We start from the raw sequence: 18,797 nt of genomic DNA, 5'->3' as shown, positions 1-18,797 counted from the left end.
TATGTTGGGAAAAACCGCTGGTGGGCTCTACTGGATGTTCCGGTCCCTTGAGAGGGCCGAGAATACCGCGCGTCTGATCGAAGCGGGCTTCCGCATTGCCCTGACGCGATCCACCACAGCAGAGGCAGAATGGCAATCCGTGATTTCCACGCTTGCTGCACAACAGGCCTACGAAGCGATCTACGACAGCTATGACAGTTCGCAGGTGGTCAACTTCCTTTTGCGAGAACGCACGAACCCGAGTTCGGTTCTGTCGATCATCAAATCCGCCCGTGATAACGCGCGTCTTGTTCGAACCGCATTGACGACCGAAGTCTGGTGCGCTGTCAACGAAACCTGGATGCTGTTTACGGACCTGTTGAAGGATGAGGTGCCGCAAACAGAACTGCCTGCTGTACTTGCCACCATCCGCCAGCAGTCCGGTCTTGTGCGCGGCGCATTGCACGGGACCATGCTGCGCAACGACATCTACGATTTTTGCCGCCTTGGTACGTTTGTCGAGCGGATGGACAACACGGCGCGGATTGTTGATGTGAAATACTATTCGCTGCTGCCAGCGCCGTCTTTTGTGGGCAGCCATCTGGACAATGTCCAATGGGAAACGATTTTGCGCTCGGTATCGGCGCATCGCTCCTTTCGATGGGCTGTTGAGGAAGACTTTACCGCACCTGCCATCGCGGAGTTTCTGATCCTCGACCGGCGTATGCCGCGTTCGTTGGCATTTAGCGCGGGCCAGATCGTAAAAAGCCTTTCACATATGGCAGAGGAGTATGGCACCAGATACGCCTCGCATGAGATGGCCGACGCGCTTAGGACGCTGTTGTTAAAGCCGGATATCCATTCCATCTTCGACGAGGGGCTGCACCAGTTTGTTAACGAAGTGATTGACAGCACCGCCAGTCTCGCACAGCAGATCGAAATAGATTACAGGTTCACAGGGTAATGGAACTCAACATTAGCCACACCACCGAATACCTGTATAACGCGCCCGTGGATTACGCGTTGCAAAAGGTGCGTCTGCGCCCGTTAACCTCTGTCATGCAACAGGTTGAAAACTGGTCCGTTGAGATTGCAGGGGGCAAGATCGAGGCAAGCTATACCGATCACTACGGCAATCATGTGGATCTGGTAAGCATTGCGCCGGGCGCCACTGCTTTAAGCATTCAGGCCGCAGGCCTTGTGAGAACGCTTAGTGAAACCGGTGTTCTCGGACAGGTATTTGGCCGCGCGCCACTGTGGCATTTTCTCCAGCCCACCGCATTGACGATGCCCGGCGAAGCGATCAGGGCTCTGCCAAAAATTACATCGGACGCCAGTGCGCAACTTTCAGATTTGCACACTCTTTCAAATACCATTCTCCAGACACTCCCCTATAAAACGGGCGGAACCGCTGTCGACACACCCGCGGAGGAAGCGCTGCAAGGGGATGCCGGTGTCTGTCAGGACCATGCGCAGATATTTATCTCAGCCGTCCGCCTGTCGGGCCTTCCCGCCCGCTATGTCAGCGGGTATCTCAGGATCAATGAACAGGTGCAGCAGGAAGCAACCCATGCGTGGGCCGAAGTCTTTATTCAGGGGCTTGGATGGGTGGGCTTTGACGTATCAAACGGCGTTTCACCGGATGAAAAATACGTCCGTATCGCCATCGGTCGGGATGCACGCGATGCGGCCCCTGTTGAAGGTCTGCGTATGGGCAGTGCAGATGAAACTTTATTGGTATCTTTGCAAGTACAGCAGTAAAGAGATGCTGAAGTTTGGTCTGGGATAGAATGAAATGACGTATTGCATCGGAATGCGGCTGGATCACGGGTTGGTCTTTATGTCCGATACACGCACCAGCGCGGGTGTTGATAATTTTGCTGTCAGTAAGAAAATGTTCCATTGGCAAGTGCCGGACGAGCGCGCAATCACCATTATGACAGCGGGCAATCTTGCGACGACACAATCGCTCATCAGTTTGCTGTCCGAACGATCTGTTTCGGAGGGGGACCGTGATCCAAGCATCTTGCACCTGCCGACCATGTTTCAGGTCGCAAGGCTGGTTGGGGCCACATTGCGCGAGGTGATCGCCGAATCCTCCCTTACAGGGCAAACTTCCGAAGATCAGTTTGGCGCTTCGATCATTTTGGGAGGCCAGATCAAAGGCGGCAAGCCGACAATATTTATGATCTACCCTGAAGGTAACTTCATAGAGATTACTGACGACACACCTTTTTTCCAGATCGGTGAAACGAAGTACGGAAAGCCGATCCTTGTGCGGGCATACGAGCGAAAGATGGATTTTGCCGATGCGATAAAACTGCTGCTCGTTTCCTTTGATTCAACCGTAAAATCAAACCTTTCCGTTGGTTTGCCTTTTGATCTGCAAATCTATGAGAATGACTCGTTTTCCAATGGTCGTACCAAGCGGATCAATGCAGACGACGAAGTGTATCAGGCAATTTCGTCAGGTTGGGGGGATGCCTTGCGCGACGCGTTCCAGCTGCTGCCGAGTTACCGGCTTTGATCGCAGAAGTTTGTTTCAGACAATCCGGCGTTGGTTCGCAAATGGCTGGGACCGATATTGGGCTGCGATTTATGTGTGGTGTGGCAGACAAAGCAATTTTTGCTACATCGCCAATCTGAAGAAAGTGATTAATTCGAGCGTAGACGCTAAGGTCTGAATGCCTGACGCCGCACTGGTGGTTAACCGGCCAAGGCCGCCGCTCACCCGTAGCATGCTAAGTCATTGAAATGATTGGTGCACCCGACACGATTCGAACGTGTGGCCTCTGCCTTCGGAGGGCAGCGCTCTATCCAGCTGAGCTACGGGTGCCTGAGACGGGGGTATAGGGGGTTCTGAGCGCAGGTTCAATTGGGTTTTTAGAGGTTTGCCGGTTTTTTTCTTGTTGGCATTGCAGCAGGCGTTTTCCGTTGTAACGCTACTTTCCGATGTCGATCAGACCTTCACGAACGGCACGGATCAACAGGCTTGCTGTGGAATTGACACCCAGTTTGCGCATCAGAGCGGTGCGGTGGCTGTCTACTGTTTTGGGACTGATATTCAGTTTATCGGCTGATTTCGCGTTGGTTAGCCCGTCGGCAATACAATTCAGGACCTCTATTTCCCGGTGGGACAGGTTCGCAGAGGCATGGGGCTCGCGCATCTGCGCTGCCGTTGCCGGACAGGTGACGGACTCTCCGGCAAGAATGCGCAGGAAACCGGCACAAAGCAGCGTGGGGTCGCTGCTCTTCTGGAATAATCCGTGCACGCCGGCATCACGCAACCGGTGCAAGAGTTTCGTGTTCGATGTACCGGTGACGAGCGCTGTCTTCGTATCTGGCGACCACCGTGACACTTCAAGAAAAACGTCGAGTCCGTTTACATCGGGCATGGCGTAATCAAGGACCATAAGATCCGGGGATAGCTTTCGTGCCAGCCCGATAGCCTCCAGCCCGCTGGTGCTGGTACCAACAACTTCAAAGCGGGCATGATCGCGCAAAACCTGTTCCAGACCACCCACGGTGATCGCATGATCGTCTACGATAAGAACTCTACTAGCTATAATTTCAACGTTTCCCTAATCTGGGGCCATTATGGCCAGAAAAACATGCCGAATTTTAATTAGTTTATATTTGTTTTTAATCTGTCTAAGTGCAGGTTCTGTTGTTACAGCCCAGTCTATCAAGCCTTATCTGCTTTCTAAAGCCCCTTCACAGGCAGAGATGCGGGGGCATGTCGAATACTATCTGGATCATGACGGATCGCTCGGTATCGCCGAAATTACAAGCGATCCGATCCGTAGCAATTTCAAGCCTCTGGAAACCAAAACTGCGGAATTCGGGTATACCAAAGCCTCTATCTGGTTGCGGTTTGCGGTGAAATCCCGACCGGATGCGCCCACGGACTGGCGGCTGCATTTCCGAGAGAATTTCCTACAGGCACTGGAACTGTATCAGGTTCCGCCGGATGGGACGCCTGTTCTTTTGGAACAGCATCAACCGGATTCGCCGTTCTCGGACCGCTCCGTTCGCTATCCCGAACTGGTGGTCGCATTTACTCTCCCGAAGGAAGAGACCCACCAGTTTCTGCTGAAGTATCGCTCCGGCGGATCAAGCCAGTTGTCGTTTGCGCTTCGCTCCGCGCAGGAGTTCAACGCCCTCGCAGCGCGTAAAACTGCCAAGAATTTTATCTATTACGGGATGTTGCTGTTGCTGGTCCTGATCGCGTTTGCCGCGTTCGTTGCGACCCGACAGGTGATTTTTGCAGCCTATAGTGCATTTGCTGGCTTCGGGCTGCTTTTTATCATGCACGGAGATGGCAATGCTTTCCAATATCTCTGGCCGGGTCTGCCCCTGTTTAACGGGTATTCTTCTGTTTTGCTCGGGACGGGTCTGATTGCTTCGGGCGCAAATTTTACACGGCTGTTTCTCTCTACGCGGGAATACCATCCCTGGCTGGACAAGGTATTGCTCGCGCTGATTTTCGGTGTGTTCGCTCTGGTGGTTTCAACTGTTGCCGTGGATACTCAGGCGGTCAAAAAAATTCTGGTGTTGCTCGCACTCTGCGCAGCAGTCTTGTTCACAACGTCAGGGGTGATCGCGGCGCGGAAACGGTTCAAGGAAGTGCGGTTTTTTGCAATTGCGTGGTTCGGCGCCGTTATTTCAAGCGCAATCATGACTTCCCGCCACTGGTTCGGGATCGAGATTTCGGAAGAGGTGCAATTCGACAGCATGCGTATTGTCTTCGTTATGGATGCAGCTTTGATGGGGGCAGCGATCCTTGACCGGTTCAACCAGATGCGCCAGGCGCGCGCACACGCTCTGGAGGTTAGCCTGAATGAAGCGGAACGAAATCTGAAGATGTCCCGCCGTTTACGGGATCTTGAAGCAAAATATGCACTGGCCCTGAAGTTCGCCGAAAACTCTAATCAGCGCATCGCAGATACGGTGCATGATCTGAGGCAACCGCTTTACGCGCTTCGATTGAATATCCAACAGATGGTCGATGGTCAGGTTGCTGGCGGGCATGGGGACAGGGCCGGCCAGATAGAAGAGACTTTCACCTATCTGGAAGAGCTGGTGTCTCGGAAACTGGACCTTGAAGTGGAAGAGTTTGGCGGCGACGCGCCTGAAGGGGTAGCTGACACGGTCGTCATGGAAGAGGTGCTGCGCACGGTGAAGGAAATGTTTGCGCCGGAAGCGGCCGCGAAAGGGATTTCCTTGCGCTATGTGTCCAGCAGTGCCGTGGTGGAGCTGCCGCCCCTTGATGTGATGCGTATCGTAACCAATCTCGTGTCTAACGGCATCAAATATACAAATGAGGGCAAGGTTCTTTTCGGCGTGCGCCACCGTGAGGGAGCCTTGTGGCTTGAAGTGTATGACACAGGAGAAGGCCTATCGCCGGAGTTGCTGGAGCAGTTGCAAAGGCGGGCCGTTCGCGGAGAAATGACAGGCGATACCGATGGCCACGGATTGGGGTTGTCCATCGTGCAATCGCTTGTTGAAACGCACGGTTTACGGCTGAATTCACGCTTGCTGCACAGCGGCGGTAGCTGCGTTTCCGTCCTGCTCGACCCATCAAATCGCTAACTCTCTCTCAAAAATGGGGTGATCACCTGATACCCGATACGGGTGTTTCTGGTTAACCTAGGGGAAGGTACGTCATTTCTGTGCCGGATTTTATTCATTTACACAGGGCATTTGTCCGAAAGATATTGGGAGATAACCGATGGGAGCCGGCGCAGAGTTAAAAGCTTTTGACGAAAATCTGGGGGAGACCCGAAGAAATGTGATCGAAGCGCGCTCAGAGGTTCGCGAGATCCGACAGGATGTGAAGTTCGCACGACAAGCGCTTGAATACGCAACTAAAATTGAGAAACAGGCTGACGATTTTGGCAAGCAGGTGGATGCCATGTTGCTGACTGTCAAGATTATGAGCAATGCCGGTCCGCTAAAGTCTGTCGCCAAGGTCGCTAAGGTTGTTCTGGAAAAGGTAAAGTCGGTTGCCGATAAGCTTGAAGAAAAAGCCCATGATCTTCGGATCAAGATAGAAGAAGGCAAGTACATCGAGAAACTCAAGAATGCAGAAAAGAAGCTTTCTGCGCTTGAGGCGAAAATGCTCAACGTCGCAATTAAAGTCTATGAGGTGGAGAGTTACACCGAAGAAATGGTCGATACATTCGATACAGTGGATGAAATCGACGGACCGGAACATGATACGTTAAAACCGCTTTCAGATACCGCTGAAGTCTTCACAGATCCGCTGAACGATGTGCTTGAAACGCTGAACGGAACTTATGACACTCTGAAAGATGAACTGGACGCCTTTACCGATGCCTTCAAAGTGGGTGGTCTGAACGCTCTGGTGACTGTTGCGGGCAAGTTTCAGGCGGTTGCCGAAAGCCTGTCTTTTCTCAAGAAACCGCTGGAGATTGTCTATTCCAAGCTGAAACCGATTGAGCCGCTGCTGGATGCGATTGGGTTTGTTTTCAGGGTGACGGTGGAGCCGGTGCTCGATTGGATCATGGAGAAAACAGGTATCAACAAGCTTTTGGACAAGCTGACGGACAAAATTTCTTCCGCCCTTCCAGACGTGGATGCCCTGAACGGGCTGGAAGCAAAATTGGATGAGATCTTCGCAAAATTCGGCGAATTGGGTGATCTTTTTGCTGTGGAAGGCTGGGATTACGATTTGGACGGGTTTCTTGATGACTTTGTTAGCAAGATTTTCGACGAGTTCGGGGATGAGCCCTCGGATCGCCTGATCCTCGGGACCGAGAATGCGGATGAATTACAAGGCACCGAATTTTCCGATGTTATCAACGCGCGCGCAGGCAATGACACCGTAACTGCGGGGGCGGGCAATGATCTCGTTTTTGCAACACAGGGGAACGACACAATTTATGGGGGCGCAGGAGACAAGGACAGCCTGCGCTTTTCCGGTGGTCTGTCGGAGTATTCCTTTTTCAGCACGGAAGACGGCGATGGCATCGTCTTTTTCCACCAAAATCCTGTGAACGCTTATTTCACTCAGGGATATGAAACCGTTTACGGGGTAGAGGATTTTTACTTCGGGTTCGACCATTTCACTTACAAGGAATTGATTGAAAACGTAAAAGTTGCTGAAAGCGCTGTGCTGGAGGGGACTGAAAAGAACGATTTCCTGTACGGGGGCACATTCTCGACAACGATCTCCGGATTCGGGGGCGACGACCGCATCACAGGGTCTGACTTTGTAGACACAATCTACGGCGGAGACGGGGATGACGTCATTATTGCAAGCGGCGGGGCGGATGAGGTCTTTGGCGGCGCTGGCAACGACACCTGGCTGTTTCCGGTTGATCCCGATGGCAGTTCCACGGTTGTCGTGGATCTGGTCGAAGGGACGGCTTGGGACGGTCGCGACCATGACGCGCTGGATGGGATTGAGAATATTATCATGCGGGATTCCCGTGCGGTCCGGTTGCGCGGCGATGAACGCGCCAACCGGTTGGTTGGCAACGATGGCGGCGATTACATTGACGGTCGAAACGGCAACGACCAGATATTCGGCGGCGATGGCAAGGACGTTCTGGTTGGCGGCCTGGGGCAGGACAGCCTGTTCGGAGGGGCCCATTTTGACCAACTGGTTGGGGGTGGCACGCCTGAAGACGGGCTTGGCGATTTCTTCGACGGAGGAGAGGGCAGCGACTGGCTGACCTATTCGCCGGAAGACTTGCGGTTCGGCTCGTTCGAGCGGGTCGATCCGCAGCCGGATACCGGGAGCCTTCGGATTTACGGGGGCGAAGGACGTGTAGAACGTCTGGACGAAGATGGCAGTGTTCTGGCAACCGATATATTTGTGAATATATCAAAAGTGACCGGCGGGTCAGAGTCCGACACGCTTTACGGAGCCTCCAACCCGGATAATATGAGCGTCCAGATCGACGGCGGCGCGGGGGACGACGTTTTGTTCTCCAACGGCGCGCCACTGGTCGCTGGTGGCGACGGGGATGACCTGATTCAACTGACCTTGCCGGATGCCATTTACAACAGCACCAATTTTGACGGCGGCGGTGGTTATGACACGCTGGATACCCGAACGTTGGATGAGGTCCGGTTTTATCTGCGTAAAGTTGGTGCCATCGGGTCCAGTTTCCGCGGTTTTGATGCTTCGGAAAGCAGCGAGTTGGGGGTCGAGGACGATTTGGCAGAAACCTACGCGTCCCAACTGTTTAGCGGCACATTAGACGGGATCGAACGACTTTATCTCGGGGATCTTGCTGATGAAGTACAATTACTTGGTGACGACCGGATGACGATCTATGGCGGTGGCGGGAATGATATCCTGATCCGTGATCCTTCGACTGACGGGTCAACCTTCGGTGAACTCTATGGAGGTACTGGTGACGACTACATGCGCTTGCGGGATTTCGGCTTTCTGTTCGGGGGCGCAGGTAAGGACACCATGATTGTCGGGTCCGGCGGGAGCGGCAATGATATGACGGTCGACGGTGGCGCGGATGATGATCTGCTTCAGGTTCAGCGCTTTCGCGGCGAACTTGCGGGAGGCACAGGATATGACCGTCTGCAATTCGATCTCAGCAGTCATTCCACAGCACCGCGGACCGTGAATGTCGATCTGGAGGCCGGAACAGTTTCGGCAGAAGGCGGCAGCAATGAAATCACAGCCACTGTATCCGGATTCGAGGAACTGATCGGCAACGACTACGCCAGCCGTAGCGACAGGTTCTTTGGGACCGAAGGTTCAGAACGCTTTGTCGGGCTGAACGGGGCGGACCTTCTCGACGGGCGTGGTGGGAACGACGAATTGTTCGGTGGCGCGGGTCAGGACCTTCTTTACGGGGGCGCGGGAGAGGACCTGCTGCACGGCGGCGGTGGAAATGATACGCTCTATGGCGGGACAGGGCGGGATACGGCCTCTTATGATACGGCCGTACCTGACACTGAATCCGGTGCTGTCATGGCTGCCAACTTCGGTGCAATCGTCGCCAATCTGGCAGATGGGACTGTCACCGGCGCCCATGGCACAGACCGGCTTTTTGAGATTGAAAACGTGACTGGCACCAATCTCGGCGACACGATTACAGGTTCGGCGGAAAGCAACGGACTAAACGGCGGCGCAGGGGATGATCTGCTTTATGGAGCAGGCGGCGATGACATCCTGAATGTCGGTCTTGGCAATGATACCGCCTATGGCGGAAACGGCGACGACATCTTCAGTCTCGATGGGGGGAACAACATTCTTTATGGTGGGGCCGGTGAAGACAGTCTCGAACTGGGGGCAAATTCCGGCACGGTCTGGCTGACCTTTGCAACACAATCCTATCAAGCGGTCCTACGTGCCGATGTTCCGGTGTGGCAGGATACCGGCACCAGCGAGGCGCGGATTTATGAAGGGGTCTCCCTGACGCCGCAGGATATTCTGGAAACCGGCCACTCCTTTGCAAATGAAGCTGCCGATCTGACACGGGTTCTGCCGGATCTGGACGATCCGGAATCCGGCGCCTTCCAGATCAGGCTGCAAAACACGCTCGGCGCAGAGGTGCGCGGCGTGTTTGAAGATATAGAGAAAGTAATCGGAGGCACCGGCAATGCCGTTCTGGACCTGTGGCTCGCAGAAGGGGTTCAGTCCTATGATGGCAGTGCAGGACGCAAGGATACGCTTGATTTCACGGCTTTCGAGACCGGGGTGTTCTATGACATGCGTAACGGTGACACGGACAGCACGTATCTGGAAGGGGATATGCTGACCGGAATAGACGATATCATCGGCAGTCGCTTTGCCGATCGCTATACCGGCGATTTCAGGGGGAATGAAATCTTTGGCAAAGGTGGCCCGGATGTTCTGCTGGGACGTGGTGGTAAGGATGCGCTCCTCGGGAATGGAGGAGATGACAGTTTGAACGGCGGCAACGGTAACGATCTGCTGCGGGGCGGGGGTGGCCGGGATGACATGGTCGGCGCCAAAGGTTCGGACCTGCTGCGGGGAGACAAAGGTCGCGACGTGCTTGCAGGGAAGGGCGGTGCCGACATGCTGGCCGGCGGGAAAGGGGATGACAAGCTGCACGGAGGTACCGGCAATGACATCCTGACAGGCGGGCAAGGCCGCGATGTGATGGTGGGTGGGAAAGGCGCCGATGTGTTTGCCTTTAACAGTACAACCGACACGACAAATTCCAAGCTGGACAAGATTACCGATTTCGGAACCGGCCGCGATTTGATTGACCTCTCCGGTCTGGATGGCAGTTTTGCCTTCTTGGGAAAATCCGGTTTTACCGGAACCGCGAAAGAGGTGAATTTTCTGAAGGTCGGCGGAGATACTATTGTCCAGATCGATGCGGACGCGGATGGGGTGGCGGATATGAAGTTCGTTCTCGCCGGTTTCTCCGGATTGAACAGCGGAGACTTTATCCTTTGAGAGCGAAGGGCACTCGCATCCCAGTTGAAGGAGTGCCCGTTCAAGTAGCAGAAAACGTGATGAACCGTTCCGGAGATTTCCTGCGGTTCTGATCGTGTTACGCGCTCTTACTGCGCATCCGCGCCACTTCACGGGCCAGTTCAAGCGTATGTTCTGCCAACTGCCCGAGAACGGCTTCGGTTGTGGCAGCGTCACGCGCCTCCAGCGCATCGGCGATCAGAGTGTGGAGTTCGACAATTTTCTCGCGCTTTCGGGCTGTGAAAGTGATCATGTTCATCAGTGGTTCAATTGCTTCGACCGCGCCTGCAAGTTGATAGGACATCACCGGATTGCCCGCCGCATCCACAAGCGCGCGGTGGAACGCTACATCAGAGGCGCAAAAACTCTCGTCACTGAGGCCGGGCTGGGACTGGCGGTGAATCTCGGCCCGCATGGCGGCCAGCTGGTCCGGTGTCCGGCGCTGGGCGGCGAGCGCAACACAGGCCCGTTCCAGCGCAAAACGGGCTTCGCAAGCCGTTTCGAAGCTGACTGCGTTCATGGATAACAGCAGGGTAGAGGTCGTTATCTGCTGCCCGTAGGCATCCTCAAAGCTGAGCCGGTTCACAAAGGCCCCGCCGGATGCGCCGCGCTGTGTTCGGATCAGGTTCTGTGCGGCCAGCCGTTTCAGGGCTTCACGCACTGTCGGGCGCGAGACCTGAAACTGTTCGCACAGGTCACTTTCCGAGGGCAGGCGCTGGTCTACGATCAGCCTGCCTTCCATTATGCCATCCCGAATGGCCTGTGCAATCTGCGCAGAAAGTTCCTGTGCCTGATCCAGTTCGTACTTCATATTCTACCTGCTATCCGCTGTGATCCTTCCGGAAAAATTAATTGTCAGACATTTGTAAAAATTAATTGTCAGACATTTGGTTTTCCCGTAGACCCAATGTACCCGAATACGGCGGTTGCACAAGCGTGGGACGGCCAAATCCCGACAACAGGTGTGATGTGCTTAATCTTCCCCATCATCTGATCCGCTCCGCGCTCTGGCTGTCATTCTTTGCGGCGATTCTGCTGGCCTGGTGGATGATGTATTCCATGGCGATGCAAATGGGGCTGAACTGGTACGGCGCACGTGTGGGGATGATGGATATGGCGGGAATGCCGCCGATGAACAGCTTGCGTGCGCTGGTCCCGATGTGGGCGGTGATGATGGTGGCCATGATGGGGCCGACCTTTGTTCACACGTTAACCACATACGAAGCTCTTATAAAATCCGCCAACGGCAGCTGGGCCGGATGGCTTGGTGTTATCACCGGTTACTTCGTTGTTTGGGTGGCTTTTGCGCTTGGTATTGCCTTGTTGCAGGCGGGGCTGATGCGGTTGGGATGGCTTGATATGTTCGGCCAGTCCACCATGCTCTGGGCGACTTCTGCATTGCTTGTCGTAGTTGGCTGGTTCCAGTTCACATGGCTGAAAGAAGTTTGCCACGGCGTCTGCCACGCACCGATGCAGTATTTTCTGGGCAACTGGCGTCCGGGCGGGGTAGGCGGCTTGCGCATGGGGCTGGGGCTCGGGGCGTACTGCGTGGTGTGCTGCTGGGGGTATATGGCTCTTGGTTTTGCGGGGGGCGCGATGAACCTGTTGTGGATGGGGCTTGCGACCCTTCTGATGGTTCTGGAGAAATTACCGCAGGTTGCGCATTACGTGATGCGCCCTGCCGGTGCATTGTTGATTGTAGCAGGGCTGGCGCTGGCCGGTCGTGCTGCCGGATTTTACTAAAGGGAGGCCAGACAATGGCGACTGAAACAACGACTGCCGCGGAACAACCTGCTCCGCCCACACGGCGCACGCGGGTTCCGACAGACTGGAAAATCAAAGGAGAGCTGTTTCTGAACTGCTCTTGCGATGTATTCTGCCCCTGTGTTGTCTCGCTTGGCAAATACAAGCCGACCGAAGGCTACTGCCATGCGTGGATGGCCATTCGCATCGATGAAGGCCACTTTGAGGGCGAAGACATCGGCGGGCTGAACGTGGGTCTGCTGGCAGATATTCCGGGCCGTATGGCGGAAGGCGACTGGAAGGTCGCTGCCTATGTGGACGACCGCGCCACAGACAAAGCCTATGAAGGTTTGCTGAAGATTTTCTCTGGCACTGCGGGGGGCACAACCGGCCTGTTCACCATGCTTGTCAGCACCATAATCCATGCCGAACGCACCAAGGTTGAAATTGAAACCGATGGCCGTCGTCGCCGGATCAACATTGGCAAGAAGATCAACGGCGAGATCGAACAGCTCGGCGGGGCCAACCCTGATGAGGGCGTTGTGATCAAGAACTCCAAATACTGGATGGGACCGGACATCATCGCTGCAGTGGGCCTGCGCTCGCGCGTGCGAGATCACGGTCGGGCGTGGGACTTTGGCGGCAAATCCGCTGAAATCTGCCCGATCGAATGGTCCGGCCCGTAAGCTGTAACCGGGCTTTATTAACGACAAGCCTGCACGGGAGAGCGATATGACAGGGTCAGCGGACTGGCTGCGCATGATGGCGCGCTATAACAAATGGCAGAACGGTTGGATGATCCCGGCCGCTGCCGGTTTGACGGATGCCGTACGGCAGCAGGAACGCGGTGCGTTCTTCGGATCTATCAGCGCCACGCTGTGTCATATTCTCTGGGCAGACATGCTCTGGATGTCCCGCTTTGACGGCGGGGCGGCCCCCACTGTGCCGGGTGCGCAAAGCACCGAGTTCCACAAGGAGTGGGACAGCTTTTGCGAGCAGCGCAATCTGACGGACCAGCGTATTGTGGATTGGGCTGAGGGCCTGTCTGACAGCGATTTGTCCGGCGACATCACGTGGTTCTCCGGTTTGAAACAATCGGATATCTCGCAACCCAAATCCCTAATCTATACCCATGTGTTCAACCACCAGACCCACCATCGGGGTCAGGTTCATGCCATGCTGACCCAAGCCGGTGTGAAAACTGCCGATACGGATCTGGTCTTTATGGAGTCTGTCTGATGGCCCTGTTGTCCCAATCCCGTCGCCTGCGCCGTACACCGTTTTCCGAAGGTGTCGAAGCTGCCGGCGTCAAAGCCTATACGATCTACAACCACATGTTGTTGCCTACGGTGTTCCGCTCGGTCACAGAGGATTACCACCACTTGAAATCCGCGGTTCAAGTCTGGGATGTTGCTTGTGAACGGCAGGTGGAACTGCGCGGGCCGGATGCGGCGCGCCTGATGCAGATGCTGACGCCCCGCGACCTGCGCACCATGAAAGAAGGCCAGTGTTTTTATGTGCCGATCGTGGATGAAACCGGCGGCATGCTGAATGATCCGGTGGCGGTGAAACTGGCCGAGGACCGCTGGTGGATCTCCATCGCCGACAGCGATCTTTTGTATTGGGTTAAAGGCATTGCCAACGGCTGGCGGCTTGACGTGCTCGTGGACGAGCCGGATGTATCGCCACTGGCGATTCAGGGGCCGAAATCCGACGAGTTGATGGCGCGGGTGTTCGGGGACAGCGTCAAGGATGTGCGCTTCTTCCGTTATGGCTTGTTCGAATTTCAGGGTCGCAAGCTGGTCGTGGCGCGGTCGGGATATTCCAAACAGGGCGGCTATGAAATTTACGTCGAAGGTAGTGACATCGGTATGCCTCTCTGGAATGCGCTGATGGAGGCGGGGCGCGATCTGGACGTGCACGCCGGATGCCCCAATCTGATAGAGCGGATCGAGAGCGGTCTGCTGTCCTATGGCAATGACATGACGGATGACAACACCCCCCATGAATGCGGGTTGGGGCGTTTCTGCGATACCCATGATGCCATCGGCTGTATTGGTCGTGATGCGCTGCTGCGCGTGGCCAAAGAGGGGCCTGTGCAACAGATCCGCCCCGTAGCGATTGAGGGCGCTGCGGTGCCGGGGTGTGACCGCTGGTGGCCGCTGCTGGCCGGAGAGAAAAGGGTCGGGCGGGTGTCCTCTGCGGCATGGTCGCCCGATTTTGATACGAACGTGGCCATCGCAATGGTGCGCATGACCCATTGGGACGCGGGCACTGCGCTGCGCGTTCAGACACCGGACGGGATGCGTGATGCAACCGTTCTGGAAAGTTTCTGGAATTAGAGGAGAGAATAATATGTTTAACGCACTGATCGTGGAAAAAGACGACGAGGGTAAAACCTCTGCCTCTGTACAGCAGATTGGCGAAGACCGTCTGCCCGAAGGTGAAGTTACCGTTGCGGTGGAATATTCCACTGTGAACTACAAGGACGGATTGTGCATCGGGCCGGGCGGTGGGCTTGTGCGCAATTACCCCCATGTGCCGGGCATTGACTTCGCCGGTACCGTGGAATCCTCGGATGATCCGCGCTACAAGGCCGGCGACAAGGTTGTTCTGACCGGCTGGCGCGTGGGTGAGGCCCATTGGGGCGGCTATTCTCAAAAAGCCCGCGTCAAGGCGGACTGGCTGGTGCCATTGCCACAGGGTCTGGACGCAAAACAGGCGATGGCGGTCGGCACCGCAGGCTTCACGGCGATGCTGTCTGTTATGGCGCTGGAAGATCACGGTCTGAAGCCGGGCAACGGTCCGGTGCTGGTAACGGGCGCTGCCGGTGGTGTGGGCTCTGTTGCAACGGCGATCCTCGCCAATCTCGGCTATGAGGTTGCTGCCGTGACGGGGCGGCCTGAAACCGAAGACTACCTGAAATCCCTTGGTGCTACGCAAATCGTTCCGCGGGGCGAGTTGAACGAGACCACCAAACGTCCGCTTGAAGGGGAAACATGGTCCGGTTGTGTTGACGCGGTTGGCGGCGAGATGCTGGCCCGTGTGCTGGGTCAGATGAAATACGGCGCCTCTGTTGCGGCTGTTGGTCTGGCTGGCGGTGCGAAACTGCCTGCCACTGTGATCCCTTTCTTGCTGCGCGGCGTCAATCTGCTGGGCATCGACAGTGTAATGCAGCCCTATGACAACCGCCTGCGTGCATGGGAACGGGTGGCCAAAGACCTGCCGATGGACAAGCTTGAAGCGATGATCCAGCCAGCAACCCTGTCCGATCTGCCCCAATTGGGTGCGGACATCCTGAAGGGTCAGGTAAAGGGCCGCGTTCTGGTGGACGTAAACGCCTGAATCCCTAAGGAGTCATGACACTAAAGTTCACAAAGGCCCCGCAAGCAATGGCGGGGCCTTTTACGTTTCAGAGACGCTCGAAGAACCCGATGGAATTGCCGTCAGGATCGAGTGTGTAGGCGAAGCGGCCTGCGGGGATGGTAATCGGCTCTGACAGGACCTGACCGCCAGCCGCAGCCACGCGGCCCAGCGTTTGTTCCAATCCGCCCTTCACGGCGAGATGGATGGTCGGACCTGCACCGCGCGGAGCAGGCGTGCCCGGATAAATATGCCCGCTTGCAGCGCGCCCGGCGCCATCGACCGGAATAGCAGCAATGGGGTTCGGGCCGGACACATCCAGTTTCAGTTCGGCCCCCGTCACTGCGCTGTAAAATTTCATCGCGCGATCCATATCGGTGGTGGGAATTTCCGCCCAGACGAGCGCGTTTTCTGCCGTGGAAGCCATGGCAACTTCTCCTGTGTTTGATTGCAGGTTTCAACGTAATCAGGGGCTGCTGACAAAAAGCGGCACCAGCTTTGGGGCGGATGCGGCTTGACCCTTCAGGAGGACTACTGCACTGCTATGCCAAAGAAATTTGGGAGCAAGACGATGACCTTGGACAATGAATTTATCCGCAGCCAGTTTCCGGCGTTTTCGGCGCAAGCCCTGCAAGGACAGGCATTCTTTGAAAACGCAGGCGGGTCTTACACCTGTAAACAGGTCATCGACCGGCTGACCCGTTTTTACACAGAGCGCAAGGTCCAGCCCTATGGTCCGTTCGAGGCATCCGAACTTGGCGGTGCCGAGATGGACGAGGCCCGGAAACGCCTAGCAGGTATCCTTGGGGTGGCCACGCACGAACTTTCCTTTGGGCCTTCCACAACGCAAAACACCTATGTGCTGGCGCAGGCGTTCGGGCAGTGGCTGAATGAAGGCGATGCGATCATTGTGACCAATCAGGACCACGAGGCCAATACCGGTCCGTGGCGGCGTCTGGCGGATCGCGGCATTGAGGTGCGGGAATGGTACCTAGACAGTGAAACCGGTTCTTTGTCGCTGGACGATCTCGGCGCGCTTCTGGATGACAAGGTCAAGCTGCTGTGCTTCCCCCATTGTTCAAACGTGGTCGGTGAGATCAATCCCGTGCGCGAAATCTGCGCCATTGCGCGGGATGCGGGGGTTTATACATGCGTGGACGGGGTCAGCTATGCGCCCCACGGGTTGCCCAATGTAGGTGCGCTCGGGCCGGATGTTTACCTGTTCTCCAGTTATAAAACCTACGGTCCGCATCAGGGGATTATGGTGATGCGCGAAGGGTTGGGCATGGAGCTGCCCAATCAGGCCCATTACTTTAACGCAGATACACTTTACAAACGCTTTACGCCCGCAGGGCCTGACCACGCACAGGTCGCGGCCTGTGCCGGTATCGCGGACTATATCGACGCGGTGTACACCCATCACGGCGGGGTGGATGCCCGTGCCGCGACGCGGGGCGAAGCGGTGCATGATTTGATGCGCTCTTATGAAACCGAACTGCTGCAACCGCTGTTGGACTATCTGGGCGACAAGAATTCGGTACGTCTGATCGGTCCGCGCAAGGCGTCGGCCAAGGCTCCCACCGTGGCCGTGCTTTCACAAAAGCCGGGGCTGCAACTGGCAACCGAGCTCGCCCCATTGGGGGTAAACGCAGGCGGCGGGGATTTTTACGGCGTGCGTTGTCTGAAAGGTCTGGGAATTGATCCCGATCACGGCGTCTTGCGCGTCAGTTTTGTCCATTACACTTCCAAGGGCGAAGTGGACAAATTAATCGAGGCTTTAGAACAGGTTTTGTGATCCGCAGGGCAGGGATTGGCGTATAGTTCAGACTATGACGAAACCTGCTCCTGTTCTTTGGTGGGTCCGGCGCGATCTGCGCCTGGCCGACAACCCCGCGCTGGCCCATGCGATTGCATCGGGCGGGCCGGTCATCCCTGTGTTTATCCATGATGACAGCGTATCCAGCCTTGGCGCAGCGCCGAAATGGCGGCTGGGCCTCGGTCTGGAGTCATTCGGCAAAACGCTGGAAGGAGCAGGCAGCCGCCTGATCCTGCGTCGCGGCGATGCGCTGGAGGTGCTGCAAGAGCTGATCGAAGAAACCGGCGCCACGGCGGTGGTCTGGTCCCGCGCCTATGATCCGGATGCGATTGCGCGGGACACCGCAGTGAAATCCGCCCTGAAAGATCAGGGGATCACGGCGGAGAGTTGCGCCGGTCATCTGCTGTTCGAGCCTTGGCAGGTCGAAACCAAAGCAGGCGGCTATTACAAGGTTTACAGTCCGTTCTGGCGTGCCGTGCGAGACGAGCCTGTGGCCGCCTGCCTGCCAGCCCCCGAAGAAATCGCAGCGCCGGATAGCTGGCCCCGCAGTGAAGATCTTGCAGACTGGCGGATGGGGGCCGCCATGAACCGCGGCGCGGATGTGGTGCGGGCCTACGCCTGTGTCGGAGAGGATGCAGCCATGCAACGTCTGGCTGATTTTCTGGATGGTCCGGTAGAGGACTACAAGGAGGGGCGGGATTATCCCGACCGCAAAGTGACGTCCGGCCTGTCGGAAAACCTCACTTACGGGGAAATTGCGCCGCGCCGGTTGTGGCACGGCGGACAGCAGGCGCTGGAGCGGGGGGCAGCCGGAGCCGAGCATTTCCTGAAGGAAGTGGTCTGGCGCGAGTTTGCCTATCATCTGGCCTATCACACGCCGCGCATGCTGACCCGCAACTGGCGCGAGGAATGGGACGATTTCAACTGGCGCGGTGACAATGATGATGCCGAAAAATGGCGCCGTGGCATGACAGGCGAACCGATGGTGGATGCCGCCATGCGCGAGCTTTACGCCACCGGCACAATGCACAACCGCCTGCGCATGATCGCGGGGTCCTATCTGACCAAACACCTGCTGACAGACTGGCGTGTGGGGCAGGCGTGGTTCGAAGAAACCCTGATCGACTGGGATCCCGCATCGAATGCGATGGGCTGGCAGTGGGTGGCAGGCAGCGGGCCGGATGCCTCTCCGTTCTTTCGGGTGTTCAATCCCGAAACCCAAGGCGAGAAATTTGACGGCAATCAGAACTATCGTGATCTCTACCTAAACGGGGGGGAGGATGAACTGGGCCGCAGCCCAGCGAAGGACTTTTACAACGCAATCCCACGGTCTTGGAACATCACGGCTGACACCCCCAGACCGGAGCGAATGATCTCCTTGAAAGAAGGACGGGACCGCGCGTTGTCTGCCTACAAAGGCGCCAGAGAACAGGGGTAAACCCTTGGTTAACAAGA

Annotated in this window: 15 protein-coding genes and 1 tRNA gene; 12 read left to right on the top strand and 4 right to left on the bottom strand. The window is 56.3% G+C overall.

Features of this window, described 5'->3' with window-relative positions:
* Window position 1 precedes the first annotated feature (1 nt).
* Genes C0U40_RS14865 through C0U40_RS14855 form a run of 3 tightly spaced genes read left to right on the top strand, consistent with a single transcriptional unit; the run spans window position 2 to window position 2,506 of the window.
* Window positions 2–943 (top strand): alpha-E domain-containing protein, encoded by a 942-nt coding sequence (locus C0U40_RS14865; RefSeq protein ID WP_101656590.1) that lies wholly within the window; start codon window positions 2–4, stop codon window positions 941–943.
* Window positions 943–1,740, top strand: coding sequence for a transglutaminase family protein (locus C0U40_RS14860; protein WP_101656589.1), 798 nt, complete (start codon window positions 943–945; stop codon window positions 1,738–1,740). The genes C0U40_RS14865 and C0U40_RS14860 overlap by 1 nt, the downstream gene beginning before the upstream one ends.
* Window positions 1,741–1,774: 34 nt before the next feature.
* Window positions 1,775–2,506 carry a peptidase gene (locus C0U40_RS14855; protein WP_101656588.1) on the top strand — a complete coding sequence of 244 codons (732 nt, stop codon included), beginning with the start codon at window positions 1,775–1,777 and terminating at the stop codon, window positions 2,504–2,506.
* Window positions 2,507–2,738: 232 nt separating this feature from the next.
* Here the strand turns inward: C0U40_RS14855 and C0U40_RS14850 are convergent.
* Both C0U40_RS14850 and C0U40_RS14845 read right to left on the bottom strand, forming a co-directional pair.
* Window positions 2,739–2,815 (bottom strand) — tRNA-Arg (locus C0U40_RS14850).
* Window positions 2,816–2,921: 106 nt separating this feature from the next.
* A complete protein-coding gene (locus C0U40_RS14845) occupies window positions 2,922–3,527 on the bottom strand; it encodes a response regulator (RefSeq protein WP_286135022.1) in 606 nt (201 codons plus the stop codon).
* A gap of 178 nt (window positions 3,528–3,705) precedes the next feature.
* Here C0U40_RS14845 and C0U40_RS14840 point away from each other — a divergent pair, with 178 nt between their 5' ends.
* Together C0U40_RS14840 and C0U40_RS14835 are read left to right on the top strand one after the other, a co-directional pair.
* Window positions 3,706–5,571, top strand: a complete 1,866-nt coding sequence (locus tag C0U40_RS14840; protein WP_180957716.1) for a sensor histidine kinase — start codon at window positions 3,706–3,708, stop codon at window positions 5,569–5,571.
* Window positions 5,572–5,710: 139 nt separating this feature from the next.
* Complete coding sequence (locus C0U40_RS14835; protein ID WP_101656585.1) at window positions 5,711–10,402, top strand: M10 family metallopeptidase C-terminal domain-containing protein; 4,692 nt, start codon at window positions 5,711–5,713, stop codon at window positions 10,400–10,402.
* Window positions 10,403–10,499: 97 nt separating this feature from the next.
* On the opposite strand, the gene C0U40_RS14830 is transcribed toward C0U40_RS14835, so the two are convergent.
* On the bottom strand, window positions 10,500–11,231 hold the full coding sequence (locus C0U40_RS14830) for a FadR/GntR family transcriptional regulator (RefSeq protein WP_101656584.1): 732 nt from the start codon (window positions 11,229–11,231) through the stop codon (window positions 10,500–10,502).
* A 158-nt stretch (window positions 11,232–11,389) separates the two neighbouring features.
* Between C0U40_RS14830 and C0U40_RS14825 the strand changes: the two genes are divergently transcribed.
* From C0U40_RS14825 to acuI, 5 genes are read left to right on the top strand one after another with little or no spacing between them, the layout of a single operon-like run.
* Complete coding sequence (locus C0U40_RS14825; protein ID WP_286135013.1) at window positions 11,390–12,163, top strand: DUF2182 domain-containing protein; 774 nt, start codon at window positions 11,390–11,392, stop codon at window positions 12,161–12,163.
* A 14-nt stretch (window positions 12,164–12,177) separates the two neighbouring features.
* Window positions 12,178–12,849 carry a DUF1326 domain-containing protein gene (locus C0U40_RS14820; RefSeq protein ID WP_101656583.1) on the top strand — a complete coding sequence of 224 codons (672 nt, stop codon included), beginning with the start codon at window positions 12,178–12,180 and terminating at the stop codon, window positions 12,847–12,849.
* A 46-nt stretch (window positions 12,850–12,895) separates the two neighbouring features.
* On the top strand, window positions 12,896–13,402 hold the full coding sequence (locus C0U40_RS14815) for a DinB family protein (protein ID WP_286135012.1): 507 nt from the start codon (window positions 12,896–12,898) through the stop codon (window positions 13,400–13,402).
* On the top strand, window positions 13,402–14,505 hold the full coding sequence (locus C0U40_RS14810) for a dimethylsulfoniopropionate demethylase (protein ID WP_101656582.1): 1,104 nt from the start codon (window positions 13,402–13,404) through the stop codon (window positions 14,503–14,505). The genes C0U40_RS14815 and C0U40_RS14810 overlap by 1 nt, the downstream gene beginning before the upstream one ends.
* Before the next feature lie 13 nt (window positions 14,506–14,518).
* Complete coding sequence (gene acuI, locus C0U40_RS14805) at window positions 14,519–15,508, top strand: acrylyl-CoA reductase (NADPH) (protein ID WP_069299334.1); 990 nt, start codon at window positions 14,519–14,521, stop codon at window positions 15,506–15,508.
* Between the two features lie 67 nt (window positions 15,509–15,575).
* On the opposite strand, the gene C0U40_RS14800 is transcribed toward acuI, so the two are convergent.
* Entirely contained in the window at window positions 15,576–15,953 is a 378-nt protein-coding gene (locus C0U40_RS14800; protein ID WP_101656581.1) for a VOC family protein, read from the bottom strand.
* A gap of 144 nt (window positions 15,954–16,097) precedes the next feature.
* Between C0U40_RS14800 and C0U40_RS14795 the strand changes: the two genes are divergently transcribed.
* Window positions 16,098–17,321, top strand: coding sequence for an aminotransferase class V-fold PLP-dependent enzyme (locus C0U40_RS14795; RefSeq protein WP_101656664.1), 1,224 nt, complete (start codon window positions 16,098–16,100; stop codon window positions 17,319–17,321).
* A 34-nt stretch (window positions 17,322–17,355) separates the two neighbouring features.
* Window positions 17,356–18,780, top strand: a complete 1,425-nt coding sequence (locus tag C0U40_RS14790) for a cryptochrome/photolyase family protein (protein ID WP_101656580.1) — start codon at window positions 17,356–17,358, stop codon at window positions 18,778–18,780.
* Window positions 18,781–18,797: the final 17 nt, after the last annotated feature.

The sequence above is a fragment of the Neptunicoccus cionae genome (assembly GCF_002860325.1).
Taxonomy (GTDB): domain Bacteria; phylum Pseudomonadota; class Alphaproteobacteria; order Rhodobacterales; family Rhodobacteraceae; genus Amylibacter; species Amylibacter lutimaris.
The sequence above is the reverse complement of the archived record's forward strand: the minus strand, read 5'-3'. Positions and strand labels throughout refer to the sequence as shown.